Annotated in this window: 22 protein-coding genes; 11 read left to right on the top strand and 11 right to left on the bottom strand. The window is 65.2% G+C overall.

Annotation, left to right across the window (positions count from 1 at the left end; genetic code table 11):
- Positions 1 to 128 precede the first annotated feature (128 nt).
- From petA to WMC41_RS14095, 4 genes are all read left to right on the top strand, one after another.
- On the top strand, positions 129 to 707 hold the full coding sequence (gene petA, locus WMC41_RS14110) for a ubiquinol-cytochrome c reductase iron-sulfur subunit (protein WP_244767028.1): 579 nt from the start codon (positions 129 to 131) through the stop codon (positions 705 to 707).
- Positions 708 to 721: 14 nt separating this feature from the next.
- Positions 722 to 1,990, top strand: a complete 1,269-nt coding sequence (locus WMC41_RS14105; protein ID WP_244767027.1) for a cytochrome b — start codon at positions 722 to 724, stop codon at positions 1,988 to 1,990.
- 27 nt (positions 1,991 to 2,017) lie between these two features.
- Positions 2,018 to 2,896: a cytochrome c1 gene (locus WMC41_RS14100; protein WP_272806082.1), complete on the top strand. Its 879-nt coding sequence runs from the start codon at positions 2,018 to 2,020 to the stop codon at positions 2,894 to 2,896.
- Between the two features lie 107 nt (positions 2,897 to 3,003).
- Positions 3,004 to 3,546: an adenine phosphoribosyltransferase gene (locus WMC41_RS14095; RefSeq protein WP_432344080.1), complete on the top strand. Its 543-nt coding sequence runs from the start codon at positions 3,004 to 3,006 to the stop codon at positions 3,544 to 3,546.
- A 181-nt stretch (positions 3,547 to 3,727) separates the two neighbouring features.
- Here WMC41_RS14095 and WMC41_RS14090 read toward each other — a convergent pair whose 3' ends face one another.
- From WMC41_RS14090 to ychF, 3 genes are read right to left on the bottom strand one after another with little or no spacing between them, the layout of a single operon-like run.
- The gene (locus WMC41_RS14090; RefSeq protein WP_272806080.1) at positions 3,728 to 4,195 is read right to left on the bottom strand and encodes a MaoC family dehydratase; all 468 of its coding nucleotides are present in this window, start codon (positions 4,193 to 4,195) and stop codon (positions 3,728 to 3,730) included.
- A complete protein-coding gene (locus WMC41_RS14085) occupies positions 4,182 to 4,658 on the bottom strand; it encodes a MaoC family dehydratase (protein ID WP_244767023.1) in 477 nt (158 codons plus the stop codon). Before WMC41_RS14085 ends, WMC41_RS14090 begins: the two co-directional genes overlap by 14 nt.
- Before the next feature lie 6 nt (positions 4,659 to 4,664).
- On the bottom strand, positions 4,665 to 5,768 hold the full coding sequence (gene ychF, locus WMC41_RS14080) for a redox-regulated ATPase YchF (RefSeq protein WP_244767022.1): 1,104 nt from the start codon (positions 5,766 to 5,768) through the stop codon (positions 4,665 to 4,667).
- A gap of 158 nt (positions 5,769 to 5,926) precedes the next feature.
- Between ychF and clpS the strand changes: the two genes are divergently transcribed.
- Entirely contained in the window at positions 5,927 to 6,238 is a 312-nt protein-coding gene (gene clpS, locus WMC41_RS14075; protein WP_244767021.1) for an ATP-dependent Clp protease adapter ClpS, read from the top strand.
- A gap of 40 nt (positions 6,239 to 6,278) precedes the next feature.
- Positions 6,279 to 6,662, top strand: coding sequence for a hypothetical protein (locus tag WMC41_RS14070; protein WP_432344077.1), 384 nt, complete (start codon positions 6,279 to 6,281; stop codon positions 6,660 to 6,662).
- A gap of 3 nt (positions 6,663 to 6,665) precedes the next feature.
- Here WMC41_RS14070 and pth read toward each other — a convergent pair whose 3' ends face one another.
- The 4 genes from pth to WMC41_RS14050 form a co-directional block, all read right to left on the bottom strand.
- Positions 6,666 to 7,382 carry an aminoacyl-tRNA hydrolase gene (gene pth / locus WMC41_RS14065; protein ID WP_432344075.1) on the bottom strand — a complete coding sequence of 239 codons (717 nt, stop codon included), beginning with the start codon at positions 7,380 to 7,382 and terminating at the stop codon, positions 6,666 to 6,668.
- Between the two features lie 71 nt (positions 7,383 to 7,453).
- A complete protein-coding gene (locus WMC41_RS14060) occupies positions 7,454 to 8,203 on the bottom strand; it encodes a substrate-binding periplasmic protein (RefSeq protein ID WP_244767018.1) in 750 nt (249 codons plus the stop codon).
- A gap of 20 nt (positions 8,204 to 8,223) precedes the next feature.
- The gene (locus WMC41_RS14055; protein ID WP_432348346.1) at positions 8,224 to 10,611 is read right to left on the bottom strand and encodes an EAL domain-containing protein; all 2,388 of its coding nucleotides are present in this window, start codon (positions 10,609 to 10,611) and stop codon (positions 8,224 to 8,226) included.
- Between the two features lie 236 nt (positions 10,612 to 10,847).
- The gene (locus WMC41_RS14050; protein ID WP_244767017.1) at positions 10,848 to 11,456 is read right to left on the bottom strand and encodes a 50S ribosomal protein L25/general stress protein Ctc; all 609 of its coding nucleotides are present in this window, start codon (positions 11,454 to 11,456) and stop codon (positions 10,848 to 10,850) included.
- A 233-nt stretch (positions 11,457 to 11,689) separates the two neighbouring features.
- Here WMC41_RS14050 and WMC41_RS14045 point away from each other — a divergent pair, with 233 nt between their 5' ends.
- A complete protein-coding gene (locus tag WMC41_RS14045) occupies positions 11,690 to 13,144 on the top strand; it encodes a hypothetical protein (RefSeq protein WP_432344072.1) in 1,455 nt (484 codons plus the stop codon).
- A gap of 3 nt (positions 13,145 to 13,147) precedes the next feature.
- Here WMC41_RS14045 and WMC41_RS14040 read toward each other — a convergent pair whose 3' ends face one another.
- A complete protein-coding gene (locus WMC41_RS14040) occupies positions 13,148 to 14,338 on the bottom strand; it encodes a benzoate/H(+) symporter BenE family transporter (RefSeq protein ID WP_432344069.1) in 1,191 nt (396 codons plus the stop codon).
- Between the two features lie 396 nt (positions 14,339 to 14,734).
- Here WMC41_RS14040 and WMC41_RS14035 point away from each other — a divergent pair, with 396 nt between their 5' ends.
- The 4 genes from WMC41_RS14035 (at position 14,735) to WMC41_RS14020 (ending at position 19,030) form a co-directional block, all read left to right on the top strand.
- A complete protein-coding gene (locus WMC41_RS14035) occupies positions 14,735 to 15,694 on the top strand; it encodes a helix-turn-helix domain-containing protein (protein WP_272806072.1) in 960 nt (319 codons plus the stop codon).
- 150 nt (positions 15,695 to 15,844) lie between these two features.
- A complete protein-coding gene (gene adh, locus WMC41_RS14030) occupies positions 15,845 to 17,353 on the top strand; it encodes an aldehyde dehydrogenase (protein WP_432344067.1) in 1,509 nt (502 codons plus the stop codon).
- A gap of 125 nt (positions 17,354 to 17,478) precedes the next feature.
- Positions 17,479 to 17,853, top strand: coding sequence for a DUF779 domain-containing protein (locus WMC41_RS14025; RefSeq protein WP_288081441.1), 375 nt, complete (start codon positions 17,479 to 17,481; stop codon positions 17,851 to 17,853).
- A gap of 250 nt (positions 17,854 to 18,103) precedes the next feature.
- Positions 18,104 to 19,030 carry an IS110 family transposase gene (locus WMC41_RS14020; RefSeq protein ID WP_432343942.1) on the top strand — a complete coding sequence of 309 codons (927 nt, stop codon included), beginning with the start codon at positions 18,104 to 18,106 and terminating at the stop codon, positions 19,028 to 19,030.
- Between the two features lie 93 nt (positions 19,031 to 19,123).
- Here the strand turns inward: WMC41_RS14020 and WMC41_RS14015 are convergent, their stop codons facing one another.
- The 3 genes from WMC41_RS14015 to WMC41_RS14005 form a co-directional block, all read right to left on the bottom strand.
- Complete coding sequence (locus WMC41_RS14015; RefSeq protein WP_244767011.1) at positions 19,124 to 19,684, bottom strand: Kazal-type serine protease inhibitor family protein; 561 nt, start codon at positions 19,682 to 19,684, stop codon at positions 19,124 to 19,126.
- A 75-nt stretch (positions 19,685 to 19,759) separates the two neighbouring features.
- Entirely contained in the window at positions 19,760 to 20,692 is a 933-nt protein-coding gene (locus WMC41_RS14010; RefSeq protein ID WP_244767010.1) for a ribose-phosphate pyrophosphokinase, read from the bottom strand.
- Between the two features lie 124 nt (positions 20,693 to 20,816).
- Positions 20,817 to 21,581: a hypothetical protein gene (locus tag WMC41_RS14005; protein WP_432344063.1), complete on the bottom strand. Its 765-nt coding sequence runs from the start codon at positions 21,579 to 21,581 to the stop codon at positions 20,817 to 20,819.
- Positions 21,582 to 21,660: the final 79 nt, after the last annotated feature.

Genomic DNA, 21,660 nt, shown 5'->3' with positions numbered 1-21,660 from the left:
ATTTGCGATCAAGCATAGAACGCGCCGGATTGACGGGGAATCTATGGCCGTATTGTGTCCGGATCTTGCCGGTTTCCAAAGGGGCGTTGCGGTTTTCCGCAGACTTTGCGTGAGAGGATGGTTTAGCCGTGAGCGAACACGAGACAACAAGCGAATCCCTGGGCGAGCCCACTCGCCGCGATTTTCTTTACCTGACCACCGGTATGGCGGGCGTCGTGGGCGGCGTTGCGGTTGCCTGGCCGTTCATCGACCAGATGCGTCCGGACGCGTCCACGCTGGCGCTCGCCTCCATCGAGGTCGATGTCTCCAGCCTGCAGCCGGGCATGTCGCTGACCGCCAAGTGGCGCGGCAAGCCGGTCTTCATCCGCAACCGCACCGACAAGGAAGTCGAGGAGGCGAAGGCCGTCCAGCTTTCCGACCTCAAGGACCCGGTCGCCCGTAACGCCAACATCGCTTCCGACGCCCAGGCGACGGATCTCGACCGCTCGGCCGGCGAGGGCAAGGAGAACTGGATCGTCATGATCGGTTCCTGCACCCATCTCGGCTGTGTTCCGCTCGGCCAGGCCGGCGATTTCGGCGGATGGTTCTGTCCCTGCCATGGTTCTCACTACGATACCGCCGGTCGTATTCGTAAGGGTCCGGCCCCCGAGAACCTGCCCGTGCCGACCTTCTCGTTCGTATCCGACACAGTCATCAAGATCGGTTGAGGGGACTACTGATAATGAGTGCTGAACATTCAACCTACCAGCCGACGACTGGCATCGAAAAATGGGTCGATTCGCGGCTGCCTCTGCCGCGCATGATCCATGACAGCTTCGTGTCCTACCCGGTCCCGCGCAACCTGAACTATGCCTACACCTTCGGCGCCATGCTGTCGGTGATGCTGATCGTGCAGATCCTGACCGGCATCGTGCTGGCCATGCACTATGCCGCCGAAACCACCGTCGCGTTCAACTCGGTCGAGAAGATCATGCGCGACGTGAACCACGGCTGGCTCCTGCGCTACATGCACGCCAACGGCGCATCCTTCTTCTTCATCGCGGTCTATCTCCACATCGCCCGCGGCCTCTACTACGGCTCCTACAAGGCGCCGCGTGAAATCCTCTGGATCCTCGGCGTCGTCATCTACCTCCTGATGATGGCGACAGGCTTCATGGGCTACGTTTTGCCCTGGGGCCAGATGTCCTTCTGGGGCGCGACCGTCATCACCGGCTTCTTCTCGGCCTTCCCGTGGGTCGGCGAGTGGATCCAGCAGTTCCTGCTCGGCGGCTTTGCCGTCGACAACCCGACGCTGAACCGCTTCTTCGCGCTGCACTACCTGCTGCCGTTCATGATCGCCGGCGTCGTCGTCCTGCACGTCTGGGCGCTGCATGTCACCGGCCAGACCAACCCGACGGGCGTCGAGGTGAAGTCCAAGACCGACACGGTCGCCTTCACGCCCTATGCGACGCTGAAGGACGCCCTCGGCGTCTCGGTCTTCCTGATCGTCTTCGCCTGGTTCATCTTCTACATGCCGAACTATCTCGGCCACCCGGACAACTATATCCCGGCCGATCCGCTGAAGACCCCCGCCCACATCGTTCCGGAATGGTATTACCTGCCGTTCTACGCGATGCTGCGCGCCATCACCTTCAACATCGGCCCGATCGACTCCAAGCTGGGCGGCGTTCTGGTGATGTTCGGCTCGATCATCATCCTCTTCTTCCTGCCGTGGCTCGACACCTCCAAGGTTCGCTCCGCCGTCTACCGTCCGTGGTACAAGCTGTTCTTCTGGATCTTCGTGGCCAATGCCATCATGCTCGGCTGGCTCGGCGCCATGCCCGCCGAAGGCATCTACGTCATCCTCTCGCAGCTCGGCACGGTCTACTACTTTGGCTTCTTCATCGTCCTCATGCCGATCCTCGGCCTGATCGAGACCCCGAAGCGCATTCCGAATTCGATCACGGAAGCGGTTCTGGAAAAGAAGAACGCCAAGGCGGCCAGAGCCTGATAGCGAGCGACGAAAGGAACCATGACAATGAAAAAGCTTGTTGCAGGCATTCTGTCGCTCGCCCTCGTCGCCGGTATCGGCGTCTCCTTCGCGACCGCGCAGGACGAGCATGCCGCCGGTGGCGCCGAAGCGGAGCACGCCACGCCCCACTACCCGATCCACAAGCCCAAGCAGCAGGACTGGAGCTTCGCCGGCCCGTTCGGCAAGTATGACAAGGGCCAGCTCCAGCGCGGCCTGAAGGTCTATACCGAAGTCTGTTCTGCCTGCCACTCGATGAGCCTTGTCTCCTTCCGCACGCTGGAAGGTCTCGGCTACTCGGAAGCCCAGGTGAAGGCATTCGCGGCGAACTACGAGGTCGAGGACGGCCCGAACAGCGACGGTGAGATGTTCACCCGCAAGGCCGTTCCGTCCGACTACTTCCCGTCGCCCTACGCCAACCACGAGGCGGCTGCCGCTTCGAACAATGGCGCGGCCCCGCCGGACTTCTCGCTGATCGCCAAGGCGCGCGGCATCACCCGCGGCTTCCCGCAATTCGTCTTCGACATCTTCACCCAGTACCAGGAAGGCGGCCCGGACTACATCTACTCGCTGCTGACCGGCTATGACGAAGAGCCGCCGGCGCATGTCGAGGTCGCCGAAGGCACGCACTACAACCCGTATTTCGCAAACGCCGCGGCGCTCGCCATGGCCAAGCCGATCTCCGACGACCAGGTCACCTATGACGACGGTTCGCCGCAGACGGTGGATCAGTATGCGCATGACGTTTCCGCCTTCCTGATGTGGGCCGCCGAGCCGCACCTGGAGGACCGCAAGCGCACCGGCTTCATGGTCATGGTCTTCCTGGTGATCTTCACCGGCCTGATCTACCTGACGAAGAAGTCGGTCTACGCGAACAAGGAACACTGAGCGGTCCTGCCGCTCTGTCGAAAGGCGGCCTTCGGGCCGCCTTTTTTGTTGTGGGGCGATGCCGCACCTGCAATAACCGGAAAAAGCCCTCCGCAGTCGGAATTCCCATGTCCACACTCGAAAACGAACTCGTCGCCGCGATCCGCAACATCCCGGATTACCCCAAGCCCGGCGTCATGTTCCGCGACATCACCACGCTGCTCGGCAATCCCCGCGCCTTCCGCCGCGCGGTGGACGAGCTGGTGCATCCCTATGCGGGCATCGGCGTTGCCAAGGTCGCCGGGATCGAGGCGCGCGGCTTCATCCTCGGCGGCGCCATGGCACACCAGCTGTCGACCGGCTTCGTGCCGATCCGCAAGAAGGGCAAGCTGCCGCATGAGACCGTGCGCATCGCCTATAGCCTGGAATACGGCGTGGACGAGATGGAGATGCACAAGGATGCCATCAAGCCGGGCGAGAAGGTCATCCTCGTCGACGACCTGATCGCCACCGGCGGCACGGCGGAGGCGGCGGTGAAGCTGCTGCGCCAGATGGGGGCGGATATCGTCGCGGCCTGTTTCGTCATCGACCTGCCGGAACTCGGCGGGCGGAAGAAGCTTGAAGCGCTCGACGTGGAAGTGCGCACGCTGGTGGCGTTCGACGGGCATTGAGCATAGCTGCCCGCGATCTGCCGTGTCGCCCCTCATCCGGCCTGCCGGCCACCTTCTCCCCGCAAGCGGGGCGAAAGGATAGGCCGCGCCGGTTTCCCCAGCCCATACTGTTCATGGGGCAAGTTCCCTCTCCCCGCTTGCGGGGAGAGGGTTAGGGTGAGGGGCAAACCGAACGTGCGGTTCAGACGAATTCCAGAACCGTGCTCTCGAACCGGATGACCGGCTCGCCATTCTGGTTCCTTCCCGCACACAAAATCGTATTGATCAGCCGGCCCGGCCGCGAGGCGAGTTCGCGCGAGGCCGTCAGCGTCACCGAATAGGTGATCGTGTCGCCGGCGAAGACCGGCTTCAGCCAGCGCAGGTTCGTGAAGCCCGGGGAGGGGCCGAGCTTCGGAGGCGCGATCCCCTCGGCGGCGAGCCGCCGGCATTCGCCCGTCCAGAAGGGCACGAAGCATTTCATCCACCCTGCGCTGGAATGCCAGCCGGAGGCGCAGAGGCCGCCGAACAGCGCGTGCCTGGCCAGTTCCGCATCGAGATGGAAGGGCTGCGGGTCGAAATCCCTGGCGAAGCGGATGATGTCTTCGGCGGTGAAGGTGAGGCTGCCGATCTCGACGGCCTCGCCGAAGGCGTAGAGCTCAGCCATGCGCATGGTCGGCTCCCTTTTCGGCAAGGCGCATCATGTTGATATATTCGCAGAGCGCGACCGTTTCCCCGCGCTGGTTCGTCACCGTGGCGCGCATGCGCACGATGCCGATCTCAGGCCGCGAGCGCGAGACGCGCGCATCCAGCACCTCGCAATGGCCGCCGAGCGTGTCGCCGGCGAGCACCGGGCGCTTCCATTCCATGGCATCGACGCCCGGCGAGCCCTCCGAGGTGGAGCCGCGGATATAGGCCTCGTAGAGCATGCGCATCATGACGGCGCTGGTGTGCCAGCCGGACGCGGCGAGCCCGCCGAGGATGCTGGTGCGGCCGGCTTCCTCGTCGAGATGCATGGGCTGGGGATCGAATTCCCGCGCGAAGGCGATGATCTCGTCCGCCGTCAGCGTCCGCTCCGCGAAGTCGAAGCGGCGGCCGGGCGTGAAATCCTCGAAGGTCAGCTGCGCGTCCGTCATGGGCGTTTACGTGTTGAAGCGGAAGTGGATGACGTCGCCGTCCTGCACCACATATTCCTTGCCTTCGTCGCGGCCCTTGCCGGCTTCCTTGGCGCCGACTTCGCCCTTGTAGGCGATGTAGTCGTCATAGGAGATGGTGAAGGCGCGGATGAAGCCGCGTTCGAAATCCGTGTGGATGACGCCGGCGGCCTGCGGGGCCTTGGTGCCGCGCACGATTGTCCAGGCGCGGGTCTCCTTCGGGCCGACCGTGAAATAGGTGATGAGGTCGAGCAGGTGGTAGCCGGCGCGGATGAGCCGGTCGAGGCCCGCTTCCTCGAGGCCGAGCGCGGAGAGGAATTCGGCCGCTTCCTCTTCCGGAAGCTGGGCGACCTCGGATTCGATCGCCGCCGAGATGATGACGCATTCGGCGCCCTGTTCCTTCGCCATGGCGGCAACGGCCTCGGTGTGCTCGTTGCCGGTCGAGGCGTCGGCCTCCGCGACGTTGCAGACATAGAGGACCGGGTGCGAGGTCAGCAGGTTGAGGCCGCGCAGGACGTCGATCTCCTCGGGCGCCAGCGTCTTCAGGAGAAGGCGGGCCGGCTTGCCCTCGTTCAGCAGCTTTACCACGGCTTCCATGATCGGCAGCTGCGCGATGGACTCCTTGTCCTTGCCGGTGGCGCGCTTGCGCGTCTGCTCGACGCGGCGCTCCAGGCTTTCGAGGTCGGCGAGCATCAGCTCGGTCTCGATCGTGTCGGCGTCGCCCACCGGGTTGATGCGGCCCTCGACATGGGTGATGTCATCGTCCTCGAAGCAGCGCAGCACATGCACGACCGCATCGACCTCGCGGATGTTGGCGAGGAACTTGTTGCCGAGACCTTCGCCCTTCGAGGCGCCGCGTACGAGGCCGGCGATGTCGACGAAGGAGATGCGGGTCGGGATGATCTCCTTGGAGCCGGCGATGGCGGCGAGCGCCTTCATGCGCGGATCGGGAACCGCCACCTCGCCGGTGTTCGGCTCGATGGTGCAGAAGGGATAGTTGGCCGCTTGCGCCGCCGCCGTCTTGGTCAGCGCGTTGAAGAGGGTCGACTTGCCGACATTCGGCAGACCGACGATACCGCATTTGAAGCCCATGGAAGGTGGTCCATTCGTCTTAGAAAATCGTTGCCATCGCTATGGGGGATGGCGGGGGCAGGGTCAAGGGCTTCGGGCCGCGCGGGCCTTGAAGTCGCCTCTCCTGCGGTGCACAATGGGTCGCACACCGCTCGAAGCCGGAATACGAGGAGCTTCCCATGAGCAATGGTGACACGACCCTGACCCCGAAAACCGTGACGAAGCCGAAGCTGGAGCGGCCGAGGCTCTACAAGGTCATTCTCGTCAACGACGACTATACGCCGCGCGAATTCGTCGTGCTGGTGCTGAAAGCCGTGTTCCGCATGGCGGAGGAGACGAGCTACCGGGTGATGATGACCGCGCACAAGATGGGCACGTCCGTCGTGGTCGTCTGCGCCCGCGACATCGCCGAGACCAAGGCGAAGGAGGCGACGGACCTGGCGAAGGAGGCGGGCTTCCCGCTGCTCTTCCAGACCGAACCGGAGGAATAGGCTTCATCCGATATTAGCGGTCTTCGCCCATGCTGCGGCCATGATCGAAGAAGCCGCCACATGGCACTATGCCGTCGCCTTCGTGTTCTTCCTTCTTGTGGGGGCGATCGGGCACGTCTGCCGCGCCGTCTTCAATGTCTTTCCCGACAGGCTTTCCGACCGGACGATGCTCGATCTCGTCGTCAGCGACGGCTACGACTGGAACGACCGGATCTTCGGCACCCAATATGACGATGCGGGTTACTACCGGCTCGATTCCTGGCGGAATTTCCGGAACGTGACGGTCGGCTGCGGCCTGGCCGGTCTCGCCGTCATGCTGTTTTCCGACGGCGCCTCCAGCCTCGTCGCGCGGGGCATCGATACGGCGCTTGCCTGGCTGTGCGACCTTTTCCTCTACCGGCTCGAAACGATCCGCTGGCTGTAGGTCCTACTCGCCCTTGTTGCCGAGCAGCTTTTTCAGCATCTCCGCCATCGGCCCCGTCGTCGGCAGGATTTTCGGCTGGGCGTGGTTGCGCGCCTGGCGGATGTGCGACTGGCCGGCCGGCTTCTGCGCGGGTGCCTTTTCCGCTTCCGGCTTGCTGCCGGTGGCGAGCGCGAGCTTGTTCATCAGCTGCGAATCCTCTCCCCGCACCAGCATGTCGGCATTGAGGGCGAGCTCGTCGAGCAGCGGATCGAGCCAGCCATGGTCGGCCTTGGCGAAATCGCCGAGCACATGGTGGGTGACGAGTTCCTTTGCGCCCGGATGGCCGATGCCGAGGCGCAGGCGCCGGTAGTCCTTGCCGCAATGGGCGTCGATCGACTTGATGCCGTTGTGCCCGCCATGGCCGCCGCCGACCTTGATGCGCGCCTTGCCGGGGGCAAGGTCCAGCTCGTCGTAGATCGCGGCGATGTCCTTGGGGGCGAGCTTGTAGAAGCGCATCGCCTCGCCGACGGATTCGCCGGACAGGTTCATGAAGGTCTGCGGCTTGACGAGCAGCACCTTCTCGCCGGCAAGCTCGCCCTCGGAGATCTCCGCCTTGAACTTCTTCGACCAGGGCGAGAACGGGTTCTTGCGGTGGATCGCATCCAGCGCCATGAAGCCGATATTGTGGCGGTTGCCCGCATATTTTGCGCCCGGATTACCGAGCCCCGCGATGATCTGCATGGAATGGTCCGCCAAAAGGATCTGTCCCGCCTTCACCACCGCGAAAGCGGCCGGAAGTCAACCGCCCGCGATCATTTCTTCGCGCCGCCATCGGCCGTGCGCGTGTTCGGCGGCAGGCCGTAGGCGGCGAAGATGCGATCCTGCTCGCCGCTGACGATGAGCTGGTCGAGCGCCGCCTGCAGCCGCGTGATGAGGTCGGGCGGCGTGTCCTTGTGGCAGGCGAGGCCGTAGATCTGGCCGGCCATCAGCATGGCCTTTTCGACCGGCTGGCCCTGGTTGACCAGGTTCTCATAGGTCTTGATCGAGGTCGGCATCAGGTCGATGCGGCCGGAGAGCAGCTTGCGCACCGAGATGTCGATGTCCACGGCAAGGTCGATATCCTTGAAGCCGAGATCCTCCAGCGCCTCGACGGCGAAGTCGCCGCGCTGCGAGCCGACCTTCATGGTGAGCGCCTCCTGCATGCTGTCCGGCCCCTTGCTGCCGTCCTTGCGCTTCAGGAGCACCATCTCGTCCTTCAGAAGGGGATTGACCCAGGCGAAGCGGCCGGCGCGTTCACGGTTGTAGCCGGCCGTGAAGACGCAGTTCATCGGCTGGTTCTCCGCCAAAGCGAAGGCGCGGGCCCACGGCATGATCTCGATCGTGTAGTCGACGCCCGCCGCTTTGGTGATCGCGGCGACCTGCTCGACGGCGATGCCGGTGATCCTACCGTCCCTGGAATAGTTGAACGGGGCGTATTCCTCCGTCACGAAATGCAGGGTTTCGGCAAGCGGCGCGGAAAGAGGGGCGAGCGACAGGCAAAGCGTCAAGAGCAGCGTCTTCATCGTCTCGTCCTTGTCCTTCGTCAGGAGGCGGCGGCCCGCCGTTCGGGTCTCTCCGTCACCGTGAATTCGTCCAGCTTCTCCAGCAATGCGTCAAGCGGCAGAGGGCGGCTCAGGAGGTAGCCTTGGCCGAATTCCACCTGCATGGCCTGCAGGATATCCCACTGTTCCGTCGTCTCGATGCCTTCCGCCACGACGGCGCAGCCCATCTGGTGCGAGATGGTGCGTATGCCTTCCACCAGCATGCGGCTCTTGCGGCGCACGTCCGGCTGGTCGGAGGAAAGCGAGCGGGTGAAGGACTGGTCGACCTTGACGATATCGACGGGGAAGCGGTTGAGATAGGACAGCGAGGAATAGCCGGTGCCGAAATCGTCGAGCGCGATGCGGCAGCCGAGGTCGGAGAGCGCGTCGAGCACTTCGCGCACGACGGGATTGTCGAGCATCAGCACCGCCTCGGTGATCTCCACCACGATGCGCGACGGCGTGATGCCGTGCTCCAGAAGCAGGGCGGCAAGGCGCGCGGGCAGGGCGGGCTCGAACTGCAGGGGCGAGAAGTTCACCGCGAGATAGGCGTCGGCAAGCCCGTCGAGCTTCGAGATGATCGCAAGGCTGGCGATCGACTTCGACAGGATGCAGTCGCCGATGCGGCCGATCGAGCCGTTCTCCTCGGCAATGCCGATGATCTCGGCCGGCGGCAGCAGGCCGCGCTCGGGGTGGTTGAGCCGCATCAGCGCCTCGAAGCCGGCGACGCGCCCGTCGGCGAGCGACACGATCGGCTGGAGATGGGCGATGAACCAGTCCTCGCGCAGGCCCTGGTCGATGAACTGCTCGGTCTCCAGCCGCTTGCGGGCGATGTCCACCATGTTGCTGTCGAAGAGCTGCACGCCGTTCTTGCCGCTGCGCTTGCGCGCATACATGGCCATGTCCGACTTCTGCAGCAGGCAGGCCGCCGTCTCGGCATGGTCGGGATAGACGGCGACGCCGATGCTGGCGCTGACATGGAGATCGGCGCCGTTGACGGTGAGCGGGGTGCGCAGGCTGGCGACCAGCCTTTCGCTGACATCCATGGCGAGCTGGCATGCGTTCGGCGCGCAAAGCAGGATCGCGAATTCGTCGCCGCCGAGCCGGGCGATCCGGTCGCCCGCGCGCAGCTGCCGGCGCAGGCGCGTCGCCACCTGGCAGAGCACGTCGTCGCCCGCCGCGTGGCCGAGATTGTCGTTGATCCACTTGAAGCGGTCGAGATCGACGAAGAGGCAGGCGAGCTGCTGGCCGAGCTTGTCGACGTCGCCGATCAGCTCGTCGAGCACGGATTCGAAACCCTGCCGGTTGAGCAGCCCCGTCAGATGGTCGGTGATCGCCTGGCGATGGTTGCGGTTCTCCGCCTCCTTGAGGTCGGTGACATCGGTCATGACCGACAGCGACAGCGCCTGCCGGCTGCTGCTGGCCGCCACGCCGGTTTCGAGGATCAGCACGTCGATCATGCTGCCGTCGGCGCAGCGGAAGCGCACGGTCGCCTCGCAGATCCCGCCTTCCACGCTGTTTTCGTCGTGGCGCTTGCGGTAGGTGTCGCGCCAGTCCTCGGCGACGAAATCGGTGAATTCCTGGCCGATCACCGCGGCGCGGCGATAGCCGGTCGCCGTCAGCCAGTAGTCGCTGACGGCGGTGATGCGGTTGTCCGCATCGATGGAGAAGAGCATGGCCGGCGTGAGGTTGTAGATGTCGGTGGCGCGGGCATGGGCGAGCTTCAGCTCCTTCTCCTCGCGCTCCAGCTTGCTCTGCATCTCGTTGAAGTTATGGGCGAGCGCGCCCATTTCGTCGTTCGAGGTCCAGTCGACATGGTGGCGCGAGCCGAGCCGGCGCGTCGCCTCGATGGCCGCCGTCAGCCGCATCAGGGGGCGGATGATGGTGATGCGGTTGCCGATGATGGCGGCGGTGAAGAGGGTGGCGACGGCGAAGAAGAAGATGGTGAAGATGCTCATCTCGTCTTTCGAGAAGCGCGAGAGCAGATGCGCCTTGCGGATCCAGATTTCCGCCGTGCCCACCTTCTTGATGCCGTCGTTCGCCTTGTAGAGGATGTCTGCCTTGACGATGGAACGCGTGTCGTCCGGATCGGGACGGGTAGCGGGCTTCCGGATGTCGATGAGGTCGGACGTGTCGCGCACATGGACGAAGGCGATGTCGGCATCCGCCTGCAACGCACCGACGATCTGGTCGATGCTGTCCTTGTCGAAATCCCAGAGCGGCTTGCCGAGCGCCTGGACATTGGCCTGCAGCAGAACTTCGGTGTTCTGCAGGCGCTCGCGCGCCACGCGGTCGGACGAAAGGATCAGGAACAGCACGAAGAGCGGGGCGACGAAGATGAGCAGGGCGCCGATGACGATGGCGATGAAGCGGCTTTCCACCGAATGCATTTTCATGCCGGTTGCCCCCCTGCCATGATGCCAAGCCCGCCCATGATGCCCCTCGTTGGCTTTCGTCATTTTGGAGGCTTAGATTTTCACCAAAGTCTTAAATGTTGCTGAAATGGCGATCCGGAAAAGTGCTGGTTGCTCAGGATTCCCGCAACGGTAGTGCTTTGCGGCGGACAAAGAAAACCCCGCATCCGGTGGGATACGGGGTCTTCAGGATCGTTTCTGAACGGAGCCGATTACTCGGACGCTTCCGTTGCTTCTTCTTCCTTCACGCCGGCAGCCGGGACGGCGATCGTGGCGATCGTGAAGTCGCGGTCGGTGATGACCGGGCTCGTGCCCTTCGGCAGCTTGATGTTGGAGATGTGGATGCCTTCGCCGACCTTGAGGCCCGTGAGGTCGGCCGTGAGGAATTCCGGAATGTCGCCGGCCAGCGCGTGCAGCTCGACAGCGTGGCGAACGATGTTCAGGACGCCGCCGGCCTTGATGCCCGGGGACTTCTCTTCGTTGATGAAGTGAACCGGAACTTCGACCACGACGTGGGTGTTGCCCGAAACGCGGAGGAAGTCGACATGCATCGTGAAGTCGCGGACCGGATCCAGCTGGTAGTCCTTCGGCAGGACCTTGATCTTCTCGCCGTTGACGTCGATCGTGGCGACGGTCGTCTTGAAGCCGCCGGCGTGGATGCGCTGGGTGACGTCCTTGGTCGAGATGGCGATGGAGAGCGGGGCCTGCTTGTCGCCATAGATGACTGCGGGAATAAGGCCGTTGCGGCGAAGTTCACGGGAGGACCCCTTACCAACCCGTTCGCGCGTCTCGGCCTTGAGCTCGTAAGTTTCGTGGCTCATGGCTTTACCTTTCATGTGTTACTGGAGAGCCCTTCGCACGCGGAGAGCACTCCGCCGCGCAAAAAGCTTGAGGATTTCGTGAAAGCCTCATCCACGTTGCCTCCAAGGGTGTCTACGCGGACGGGGGCTCGATAAACGAGAATGCCCGGAAATGCAAGGCCCGTGGCCGGATTGACACGATGCGGTCATGATTGGATGTTCGCCTGCAAACCGGTTCGGCGAAGGAGGCCACGATGAGACGACAGATCCTGATGGCCTCGGCCGCATTCGCGCTGGCATCCGCAAGCCCGGCGCTCGCCCAGGCGGTCTCGCCCGCCGAAGCCGAGAGCATCCAGCAGAAGCTCACGCGCTACCTGCCGCAGGACATGATCGAGGCCGGCCTCGTCACCGTCAAGGCGGCGACCTCGTTCTACGAACTGCGCTTCAATCCGGCCGTGCTTGTCGAAAAGCACAAGTCCGGCGCGGTGACGGTCGAGGGGCTGAAGCCGACGACGGCCTATCTCCGGCCCATGCCGGAGGGCACCTACCGCGTCGAGGCCAGCGACAGCTTCGACATCAAGGGCTCGGTTGATGCCGCGCCCGGCAAGAACTCCTTCTCCTATATCATCGCCTCGATGAAGCTCGACGGCATCTACGATCCGGACATCCTCTACTTCACCTCCGCCGACTGGACGGCCGAGAGGATCGCCTTCACCAGCACTTCGCCGCAGGAGAGCATCACGGCGAGCTTCGGCGAGACGGCGATGCGCCTTGCCGCCGAGAAGAAGGGGGAGGGCATCCTCGACATATCCAGCACCGGCGTGATGAAGGCCTTTGCCGAGACGATCACCGGCGGGACGAACGGCCGGGTCGACATAAGCGCCGATACGGTCGACATCGATGTCAGCATGGACGGCGCGCGCAACAAGGTGGTCCAGGACCTCGTCTTCTTCGTGCTCGACAACCTGCACAAGGACAGGCTGGAGGCGGCGGATGCGGCGCGGCTGAAGGAGATGCTGCGCTCCGCCCTGCCGGTCTTCGACAATCTCACCGAGACGATCAGGGCCTCCAATGTGACCGTGGGCACGGAGCGGGGCATATTCGGCGCCGAGAGCGTCAGCTATGTCATCGACATGAACGGCATCGCCCATTCCACCCGTGTCGGCTTCGGCTTCGGCGTGGAGAAGCCCAGGCCGCCGGCCGGCATCCTGCCCGCCACCTTCGCGGAGGCCGTGCCGGAGCGCGCGACCTTCAAGGCGGCGGTGACCGATCTCGACCTTGCGGGCGCCGTCAACTATCTCATCGACCATGCGGACTTCACCAAGTCCGAGCCGCTGACGGACGAGCAGAACAAGGAAATCGGCCGCATCGTCCTGCCGGATGGCGCGATGACCGTGGAGTTCGAGGACGTTTCCGCCGTTTCGCCGATCTATGACGTGCACCTTGCCGGCAAGATGCAGGTCTATCCCGAGCAGAAGGACCGGCACAGCGCCGAGGTGACGCTGACCATGCGCAACTTCGACAAGACGGTCGCCTATCTCCAGAAGAACGCCGCCACCGTGCCGCAATTCGGCCAGGCCGCCTTCGGCCTCCTGATGATGAAGGGCCTTGCGCGCGATGCCGGCGGCGGCGCGCAGGTCTGGGACGTCAAGGTCGGCGAGGACGGCAAGGTGCTGATCAACGGTCAGCCGCTGCCGTTCCAGCAGTAGGCATCAGGATCTTGCGCGGCGCCTTGCCGTGAGGCGGGCGAGCGCCAGCATCAGCCCGCCGGCGATCAGCCCCCAGAAGGCGCCGGAAATGCCGGCGAAGGAGACGCCCGAGGCGGTCACGAGGAAAGTCACCGCAGCCGCCTCGCGCCCTTCCACGGCGTGGAAGGCGTTGAGCGCCGAGCCGGCGAAGGCGCTGATCAGCGCGAGGCCGGCGACGGCCTGGATGAGGATCGGCGGGGCGAGGCTGACGAAGGCCGTGACGGCACCCGCGGCAAGTCCGAAGATCACGTAGAAGACGCCGGCATTGATCGCCGCCCAGTAGCGCCTGGCCGGGTCGGGATGCGCGTCGCTGCCGGCGCACATGGCCGCAGTGATGGCGGCGAGGTTGACCGCATGGCCGCCGAAGGGCGCCGACAGTAGCGAGAAGAGACCGGTGACGGCGAAGAGCGGGCCGGGGCTGGGCTCGTAATGGTTGACCTTCAGCACGGCGATGCCCGGAATGTTCTGGGAGGCCATGGTGACGATGAAGAGCGGCAGCGCGATGCCGACGAGCCCGGCGATGGTGAAGACAGGCGCGACGATCTCGGGCTGCGGCAGCAGGGCATCGGTGAGCCCGGCAAAGGCGCCCTCGGGAATGTCGATGCCGAAGGCGAGCACCGCGACGAAGGCGGCAAGCGCGGCGGGCACGGCATAAAGCCGGTTGATGCTGCCGACGACCACCCAGGCAAGAACGATCGGCAGGCCGAGCAGCGGATCGAAGGCGATGGCCTTCACGGGGGCGAAGCAGAGGCCGATCAGCACGCCCGAAAGCATCGCATTGGCGAGCGTCGCCGGGATCGCGGCGACCATGCGGCCGAGCGGCTTCCAGAGGCCTGCTATGACGATCAGCACCGCGCAGACGAGGAACCCGCCGACGGCTGTCGCAAAGCCGCCCTCCACCGCGCCGGAACTGGCAAGCAGCGCCGCGCCCGGCGTCGACCAGGCGATGGAGACGGGAAGCCGCGTCGCGGCGCTGAGAACGATGGCGCACAGGCCCATCGACACGGACAGCGCCATCAGGCCGGAGGCCGCCTGGGCTTCCGTCGCGCCGACGCCCGTCAGCCCGTGCAGCACGACGGCGAAGGAACTGGCAAAACCGACGAAGGCGGTGAGCAGGCCCATGAACAGGGCTTGAGCGGAAAAATCACGAAACATGGCAGGATCGATGCTGGAAAGGAATGTGCACTGGTAACAGGCGCCGGGCGGCTTGGGAACAGGCTTGTGGCGAGAGCAGGGGCGGTGTGCCTTGAATGAGCACCGGCATTCCGCCAGTCTCCGCGCTGACCAGGGCAACCGTATATCGTGCGAGGTCGCCCCTTCCCCCCTTCTTCCCGACGGGGAGAAGGGGCAGGAGGTGCCCGCCCTCCCAACTCCATGGGCGACCGCTCCTGTCCCCACAGCCAGGGAGAGGCGGAGGCCGTCGCCCGCCTGCGCCACGCTCGGCGCCTTGTACCTTCGTCCCGCTGGACCCGCGGGCGCAAACATGGGTATAGTCGTTGGGCGTTGTATTCTGGTGCGACGATCGGTCGAAGCTTTCGGGGAGGAGAGCGGATGCCTCAGCGTTTCGATCACGCGGATCATGTGCAGACCGTGGCGGCCCATGCGTCGGCGGCGGCAAGTTCGCCTGTTGCCGCGTCCTGGCGCCGCTGCCTCACGCTGCATGGCCTTTCCCCGGAGGAGGCGCGGACGCCCTGGCGCCTGACCGAATCGGAATTCCGCCAGGCGCGGGCGCGCTCCAGCGTGCTGATCGAGGAGGCGCGGGGCGAGATCGACCGGCTCTTCGCCACCGTCGGCAAGGCCGGTTGCTGCCTGCTGCTGACGGACGAGCACGGCATCGCGCTCGAACGGCGCGGGGCGGCGAGCGACGATCGCGATTTCCGCGGCGTCGGGCTCTGGTCCGGCACGGTGTGGAGCGAGGCGAGCGTCGGCACCAACGGCATCGGCACGGCGCTGGCCGACGAGCGGCCCGTGCTCATCCTGCGCGACCAGCATTTCCTCTCGCAGAACACGGGCCTGTCCTGCACCACCGCGCCGATCCGTGACCATACGGGGCGCATCGCCGCCGCCATCGACATTTCCACCTGCCGCGACGATGCGGGCGAGATGACCATGTCGATCCTCTCCCAGGCCGTCCGCGATGCCGCCGCGCGCATCGAGGCGGGGCTCTTCCGCCGCGCCTTCTCCGCCGCCCGCATCCTGCTCGTGCCCGTCGAGGGTCGCACCGCGCCGGCGCTGCTCGCCGTCGACCGCGACGACCTCGTGCTGGGCGCAACGCGCGCCGCACGCCAGGTGCTCGGCCTCGACGACCGGCGCATCGCCACGGGCGTCGCCGCCTCCGATCTCCTGCACGAGGACAGGGCGGAGGACGGGCGCGACCTCGACGACGCGGAACGGGCCGCGCTGCGCCGCGTGCTGACGCGCGCCGGCGGCAATGTCAGCCAGGCCGCCGACCTGCTCGGCATCAGCCGGGCGACGCTGTACCGCAAGATGAAGAAGCTCTCGATCAACTGATATTGCAGCGCAGCACAGGCTGTCGCACCGGCCTGTCTCAATTCTGAAACAGTCGCGGCGACCATCGTCCTGCGGCCCCTACCGCAATCGGCCGAAGCGCAGCACCATCCTTCCCGACGGCCCATCCGGGCCCTTCATGGGAGGAATGACATGCTGCATCAGAAGATCGTCGAAAACCCGTACAAGGCAAAGTACGGCAACTTCATCGGTGGCGAGTGGAAGGAGCCGGTCGCGGGCCGCTACTTCGACAACATCACGCCGATCACCGGCGGCAAGCTATGCGAGATCGCCCGCTCCGACGCCGCCGACATCGAGCTCGCCCTCGACGCCGCCCATGCCGCCAAGGACAAGTGGGGCCGCACCTCCGCCACCGAGCGTTCCAACATCCTGATGAAGATCGCCCAGCGCATGGAGGACAATCTCGAACTCCTCGCCAAGGCCGAGACCTGGGACAACGGCAAGCCGCTGCGCGAGACCATGGCGGCCGACATTCCGCTCGCCATCGACCACTTCCGCTATTTCGCCGCCTGCGTGCGAGCGCAGGAGGGCACGATCGGCGAGGTCGACCACGACACGATCGCCTATCACTTCCACGAGCCGCTCGGCGTCGTCGGCCAGATCATCCCGTGGAACTTCCCGATCCTGATGGCCGCCTGGAAGCTCGCTCCCGCGCTTGCCGCCGGCAATTGCGTCGTGCTGAAGCCCGCCGAGCAGACGCCGTCCTCGATCCTTATCTGGGCCGAGCTCATCGGCGACCTCCTGCCGCCCGGCGTGCTCAACATCGTCAACGGCTTCGGCCTCGAAGCCGGCAAGCCGCTCGCCTCCAACCCGCGCATCGCCAAGATCGCGTTCACCGGCGAGACGACGACCGGCCGGCTGATCATGCAATATGCCAGCCAGAACCTCATTCCGGTGACGCTGGAGCTCGGCGGCAAGTCGCCGAACATCTTCTTCGCCGACGTGATGAATGAGGACGACGACTATCTCGACAAGGCGCTGGAAGGCTTCGCCATGTTCGCGCTGAACCAGGGCGAGGTCTGCACCTGCCCGAGCCGCGCGCTGGTGCACGAGAAGATCTACGACCGCTTCATGGAAAAGGCCGTCAAGCGCGTGGAAAAGATCGTGCAGGGCAACCCGCTCGACACGGCGACGATGATCGGCGCGCAGGCCTCGTCCGAGCAACTGGAGAAGATCCTCTCCTATATCGACATCGGCAAGCAGGAAGGCGCGGAAGTGCTGACCGGCGGCGGGCGCAACGAACTCGAAGGCGATCTTTCCGGCGGCTACTATGTCAAGCCGACCGTCTTCCGCGGGCATAACAAGATGCGCATCTTCCAGGAGGAGATCTTCGGACCGGTCGTCTCGGTCACGACCTTCAAGGACGATGCGGAGGCGCTCGCCATCGCCAATGACACGCTCTACGGCCTCGGCGCCGGCGTCTGGAGCCGCGATGCGAACCGTTGCTACCATTTCGGTCGCGACATCCAGGCCGGCCGCGTCTGGACCAATTGCTATCACGCCTATCCGGCCCATGCGGCCTTCGGCGGCTACAAGCAGTCGGGCATCGGCCGCGAGACGCACAAGATGATGCTCGATCACTACCAGCAGACCAAGAACATGCTGGTCAGCTACTCTCCCAAGGCGCTCGGTTTCTTCTGAGCGACCGCCCCCTTCTCCTCCGGAGAAGGCGCGCAAAGGGTGCGGGAGCCCTGTCCGCCGTCGCTTCCGCCCCATCCCTCTCCCCGTTCCGGGGGGAGGGAAAATCGTTTGGAGGAAGAGCCGTCATGTCTGAAGTCACGACCCAGCCGCGCGTGGTGGCGACCGATGCCGCGCTTGCGCTTATCCGGGAGATCCAGGCGGATCATCCGGAAATCCTGTTCCACCAGTCGGGCGGCTGCTGCGACGGGTCCTCGCCCATGTGCTATCCGGCGGACGACTACATCGTCGGCGACCGGGACGTGAAGCTCGGCGAGATCGGCGGCGTGCCGGTCTATATCAGCGAGAGCCAGTTCGACGTGTGGAAGCACACGCAGCTGATCATCGACGTTGTGCCCGGCCGCGGCGGCATGTTCTCGCTCGACAATGGCCGCGAGAAACGCTTCCTCACCCGCTCGCGCCTCTTTACCGGCGGCGAGGCCTGCCCGCTGCCGGGGCGTTGACGAAAGCCCGCGGCACGTGGCCCGGTATTTTCCGGAAACCGGCCATCCGTGACGTCATCCTCGGCCCAAGGCCGAGGATCCTGTGTGTTTGGTCTGATGTAAGATGGTTGCGGGAAGGAGGCCGAGAGGATCCAGGCCGCCGTTTGTGACGGCAGGCCGCGGCGTGGCTTGGTCCCTTCCCGCTTCGCCCATCAACCTGAACAGTTGCACGGGGCTGTCGCCACAGACCTCGCACACAGGAGCAGGCGCCATGACGATACACCATACCTTCATCGGCTGCGACATCGGCAAGGACATGATCGACATCTTCGATCCGAGAACGGCCAGGTTCTGCCGCATTCCCAACGAGCAGACCGCGCTGTCCGCTTTTGCCCGTGGCCTCGACCCGGCCACCGACCTGGTCGTCTTCGAGGCGACAGGTCATTGCGACCGGCTGCTGCGCCTGTGTCTTTCGCAGGCCGGCATCGCCTTTGCCCGCGTCAACCCGAAGACGGCCCGGCGCTTTGCCGAAGCGCGGGGACGGCTGGCCAAGACCGACCGCATCGATGCCCGCTCGCTTTGCGAGATGGGAACCATGTTCGGCCTGACGGCCGAGGCGCCGCCTTGCCCGGTGCGCGAACGGCTGGCGGCCCTTGCCCGCCGCCGGGACCAGCTCGTCGATGCCCGTGCAACCGAGCGCCGGCATCTTTGCGATGCCTTCGATCCCGCCGTCCGCGCCGACATCGAGGCCATGATCGCCATCCTCGGCGAGAGGATCGCCTCGATCCAGGCTGCGATCGACGAGCAGATGAAGAATGGACATCTCGCTCAGCAGGCGCACCGCCTTACCTCCGCGCCCGGCGTGGGCAAGGTGACAGCCTTGACCCTGCTGGCCCATATGCCCGAACTCGGCAGCCTTTCGCCCAAAACAGCCGCAAGCCTTGCCGGCCTTGCTCCCTTCAATGACGATTCCGGCAGGAGATCCGGCCGCCGCCGCATCAAGGGCGGCAGGCCAAGGGTGCGAAAGGCCCTCTACATGGCGGCCCTCGGCGCGATCAAGGCCTCAGCGCGCCTGCGCGCCTTCCATCAGGCCGTCTCAGCCAGAACAGGCTCCGCAAAGGCCGGCATCATCGCCGTCGCAAGAAAGCTCATCACGATCCTCAATGCAATGCAGCGCGACAAAACTAACTTCGCTTGAACACAGTTGCCATGGTTCTCAAGGGTTTGTGGATAGTCGGGTCAAGCCCGACCATGACGAGGGCTGCGGGGCCTTCCGCGTGTCAGGATGGGCTCAGCGCACCGGGCACCGGCCCGCGCGATAGACACTGAAACCGGCCACCTGCGCCGAGCAGGCATTGCCGAATTCCTTGAAGTCGGTGCCGCGGCGCCCGCAGACCGGGTTGTACTCCATCGTGCAGACGCGTTGGTCGCGCGGGCGCTCGCGGTCTCCACGATCGCCCCGGTCGTCGCGGTCACGATCCCGGCGGTCCCTGTCGTTGCGATTGCGGTCCCTGTCCCTGTCCGGGCGATCGCGGCCGTCATTGCTCCAGCCGTCGCGATCCTGGTCCTGCCAGCCGACCCGGTCGCGATCCGGGCGGCGGAACTGGCATTCGCCGCGGCCGATGATGCCGTAGCCGCTGGAGCGCGCCTCGCAGGCATTGGCGAAGGTCTGGCGGTCGCGGCCGCGCTCGCCGCAGACCGGGGCATATTCACGGGTGCAGAATTGCGGCGGGCGCGGATTGTAGCCGCCTCCGCCCTGGTCGGCCTCGACCGAGCAGGCCGCCAAGGTGCCGGCCGCGAGAAGGATGGCGATAGGCCCTGCGAGCCGGGACAGAAATGGCATCGAGATCATGGATTTCCCCTGTCGAATCTAGGGGGAACTTAGCGCAGAAATCGCGGGGCCGATATCGGCCCCGGCAAAAATCCGTCAGTCGAACAGGCTCGACACTGATTCCTCGGCGCTGGTGCGGTTGATCGCCTCGCCGAGCAGGTTGGCCGTCGAGATGACGCGGATATTGTGCGCCGACTGGACCGCCGTGGTCGGCTGGATCGTGTCGGTGATCACAAGCTCCTTGAGCTTGGAGGAGGTGACGCGCGCGACGGCGCCGCCCGACAGAACGCCGTGCGTGATATAGGCGGTGACGCTGGTCGCGCCGTTCTTCAGCAGCGCTTCGGCCGCGTTGCAGAGCGTGCCGCCCGAATCCACGATATCGTCGATCAGCAGGCAGTCCTTGCCGGCGACGTCGCCGATGACGTTCATCACCTCGGACTCGCCCGGCCGGTCGCGGCGCTTGTCGACGATGGCAAGCAGACAGTCGAGGCGCTTGGCCAGCGCGCGGGCGCGCACCACGCCGCCGACGTCGGGCGAGACGACCATGACGTTTTCGAGATTGTAGTTTTCCTTCACGTCGCGCGCCAGGATCGGCACGGCGTAGAGGTTGTCGGTCGGGATGTCGAAGAAGCCCTGGATCTGGCCGGCATGCAGGTCCAGCGTCAGCACGCGGTCGGCGCCGGCCTCGGTGATGAGGTTGGCGACGAGCTTTGCCGAGATCGGCGTGCGCGGGCCGGGCTTGCGGTCCTGGCGGGCATAGCCGAAATAGGGGATCACGGCCGTGATGCGGCGCGCCGAGGAGCGGCGCATGGCATCGATCATGATGAGCATTTCCATCAGGTGGTCGTTGGTCGGGAACGAGGTCGACTGGACGACGAAGACGTCCTCGCCGCGCACGTTCTCCTGGATTTCCACGAAGATTTCCTGGTCTGCGAAGCGTCTGACCGTGGCCCGGCCGAGCGGAACATTCAGATAATTGCAGATCGCTTCGGCCAGGAGCCGGTTCGAATTGCCCGCGAAAACCTTCATCTATGGTCCGCCTGTGGATTATGCTGATGGGGGGGCTTTAAGCGGCAAAATCCGCGAATGCAAGGGTCTTGCGCCGTGGAAAAGCGTTTCTTCGCATTTCGCTGTGATTAACAGCGCAACGCGCTTAACCACGAGTGGTGCCGCGCCAGTCGAGATACTGGCGGATGGTCGTGTCGGCGATGCCCTCCATCGTGCGCGCCGGCACGGCGGCCCACGGGTCGGAGGCCGTGCCCGAGACGCTTTCCTGTCCCTGGATGCGGTGCAGCCGCGCGCCGTTGCCGTCGAGCACGTCCCAGACATAGACGACGGTGGTCTTGCCGTTGTCGTTCATGGCGGAGAAGTAGCCCTTCAGGATGTACTTGCTGGAATTGTCCGAGGCGCTGCGGATCGTCAGCCCGCTTCCGCGCGCCGCCGCGCCGAGGCGCCTGGAGAGCGGTGTCACGGCCTCGACCGGTGCGCCGATGATCGGCAGGAAGCGGATCGTCTCGCCGGCTTGGGCGGCGGGCGGGACGGCGGCGACCTCTTCCGCGCCGGTCGATGTTTCCGCCGCGAGCGAGCGCTGGGCGGTGGTGCGGGCAAGCTCCGCATCCGTCGTCCGGCGCCCCGTGTTGCGGGCGAGCGCGTCGGCCTGGCCCTGCAGCGTGCCGGCGGTGTCCGCGCCGGTCGTGGCGCCGGTGCCGGATGACGGGGTGAAGGCGGTTTCCTGGCTGGTGCGCGTGACGGGCGTCGTCTGGGCGCTCATCTGGTCGAGGTCGTTCTGGGTGACCGGGGGCGAATTGAAGGTGCCGCCGCCGACATCGACCTGCGGCGTCAGCGCGTCGGTGCTGTTGCAGCCGGCAAGGGTGGCAATGAGGCCGATCAGTGCCAGCCGCTTCATCAGCTCTTGCATCGTCGTCGTCCGTGTCCTGCGGAAGGCTTTTCGCCTCCTCCGTTCCCCGCAACGATTTATGGGTGCCGCCTCAAGGCCT

The sequence above is a fragment of the Shinella yambaruensis genome (assembly GCF_050859155.1).
Lineage (GTDB): Bacteria > Pseudomonadota > Alphaproteobacteria > Rhizobiales > Rhizobiaceae > Shinella > Shinella yambaruensis.
This window is presented reverse-complemented; position numbering and strand designations above follow the sequence as displayed.

What these genes read in the sequence shown, in the direction of transcription:
- WMC41_RS14035 (WP_272806072.1), top strand. Translation starts at nt 14,735, where the DNA reads ATGCCTCAGCGTTTCGATCACGCGGATCATGTGCAGACCGTGGCGGCC.
- WMC41_RS14060 (WP_244767018.1), bottom strand. Translation starts at nt 8,203, where the DNA reads ATGAAGACGCTGCTCTTGACGCTTTGCCTGTCGCTCGCCCCTCTTTCC.
- adh (WP_432344067.1), top strand. Translation starts at nt 15,845, where the DNA reads ATGCTGCATCAGAAGATCGTCGAAAACCCGTACAAGGCAAAGTACGGC.
- WMC41_RS14020 (WP_432343942.1), top strand. Translation starts at nt 18,104, where the DNA reads ATGACGATACACCATACCTTCATCGGCTGCGACATCGGCAAGGACATG.
- ychF (WP_244767022.1), bottom strand. Translation starts at nt 5,768, where the DNA reads ATGGGCTTCAAATGCGGTATCGTCGGTCTGCCGAATGTCGGCAAGTCG.
- WMC41_RS14085 (WP_244767023.1), bottom strand. Translation starts at nt 4,658, where the DNA reads ATGACGGACGCGCAGCTGACCTTCGAGGATTTCACGCCCGGCCGCCGC.
- WMC41_RS14005 (WP_432344063.1), bottom strand. Translation starts at nt 21,581, where the DNA reads ATGCAAGAGCTGATGAAGCGGCTGGCACTGATCGGCCTCATTGCCACC.
- WMC41_RS14050 (WP_244767017.1), bottom strand. Translation starts at nt 11,456, where the DNA reads ATGAGCCACGAAACTTACGAGCTCAAGGCCGAGACGCGCGAACGGGTT.
- clpS (WP_244767021.1), top strand. Translation starts at nt 5,927, where the DNA reads ATGAGCAATGGTGACACGACCCTGACCCCGAAAACCGTGACGAAGCCG.
- WMC41_RS14010 (WP_244767010.1), bottom strand. Translation starts at nt 20,692, where the DNA reads ATGAAGGTTTTCGCGGGCAATTCGAACCGGCTCCTGGCCGAAGCGATC.
- WMC41_RS14100 (WP_272806082.1), top strand. Translation starts at nt 2,018, where the DNA reads ATGAAAAAGCTTGTTGCAGGCATTCTGTCGCTCGCCCTCGTCGCCGGT.
- WMC41_RS14045 (WP_432344072.1), top strand. Translation starts at nt 11,690, where the DNA reads ATGAGACGACAGATCCTGATGGCCTCGGCCGCATTCGCGCTGGCATCC.
- WMC41_RS14105 (WP_244767027.1), top strand. Translation starts at nt 722, where the DNA reads ATGAGTGCTGAACATTCAACCTACCAGCCGACGACTGGCATCGAAAAA.
- WMC41_RS14090 (WP_272806080.1), bottom strand. Translation starts at nt 4,195, where the DNA reads ATGCGCATGGCTGAGCTCTACGCCTTCGGCGAGGCCGTCGAGATCGGC.
- WMC41_RS14040 (WP_432344069.1), bottom strand. Translation starts at nt 14,338, where the DNA reads ATGTTTCGTGATTTTTCCGCTCAAGCCCTGTTCATGGGCCTGCTCACC.
- WMC41_RS14070 (WP_432344077.1), top strand. Translation starts at nt 6,279, where the DNA reads ATGATCGAAGAAGCCGCCACATGGCACTATGCCGTCGCCTTCGTGTTC.
- WMC41_RS14025 (WP_288081441.1), top strand. Translation starts at nt 17,479, where the DNA reads ATGTCTGAAGTCACGACCCAGCCGCGCGTGGTGGCGACCGATGCCGCG.
- WMC41_RS14095 (WP_432344080.1), top strand. Translation starts at nt 3,004, where the DNA reads ATGTCCACACTCGAAAACGAACTCGTCGCCGCGATCCGCAACATCCCG.
- WMC41_RS14055 (WP_432348346.1), bottom strand. Translation starts at nt 10,611, where the DNA reads ATGCATTCGGTGGAAAGCCGCTTCATCGCCATCGTCATCGGCGCCCTG.
- pth (WP_432344075.1), bottom strand. Translation starts at nt 7,382, where the DNA reads ATGCAGATCATCGCGGGGCTCGGTAATCCGGGCGCAAAATATGCGGGC.
- WMC41_RS14015 (WP_244767011.1), bottom strand. Translation starts at nt 19,684, where the DNA reads ATGATCTCGATGCCATTTCTGTCCCGGCTCGCAGGGCCTATCGCCATC.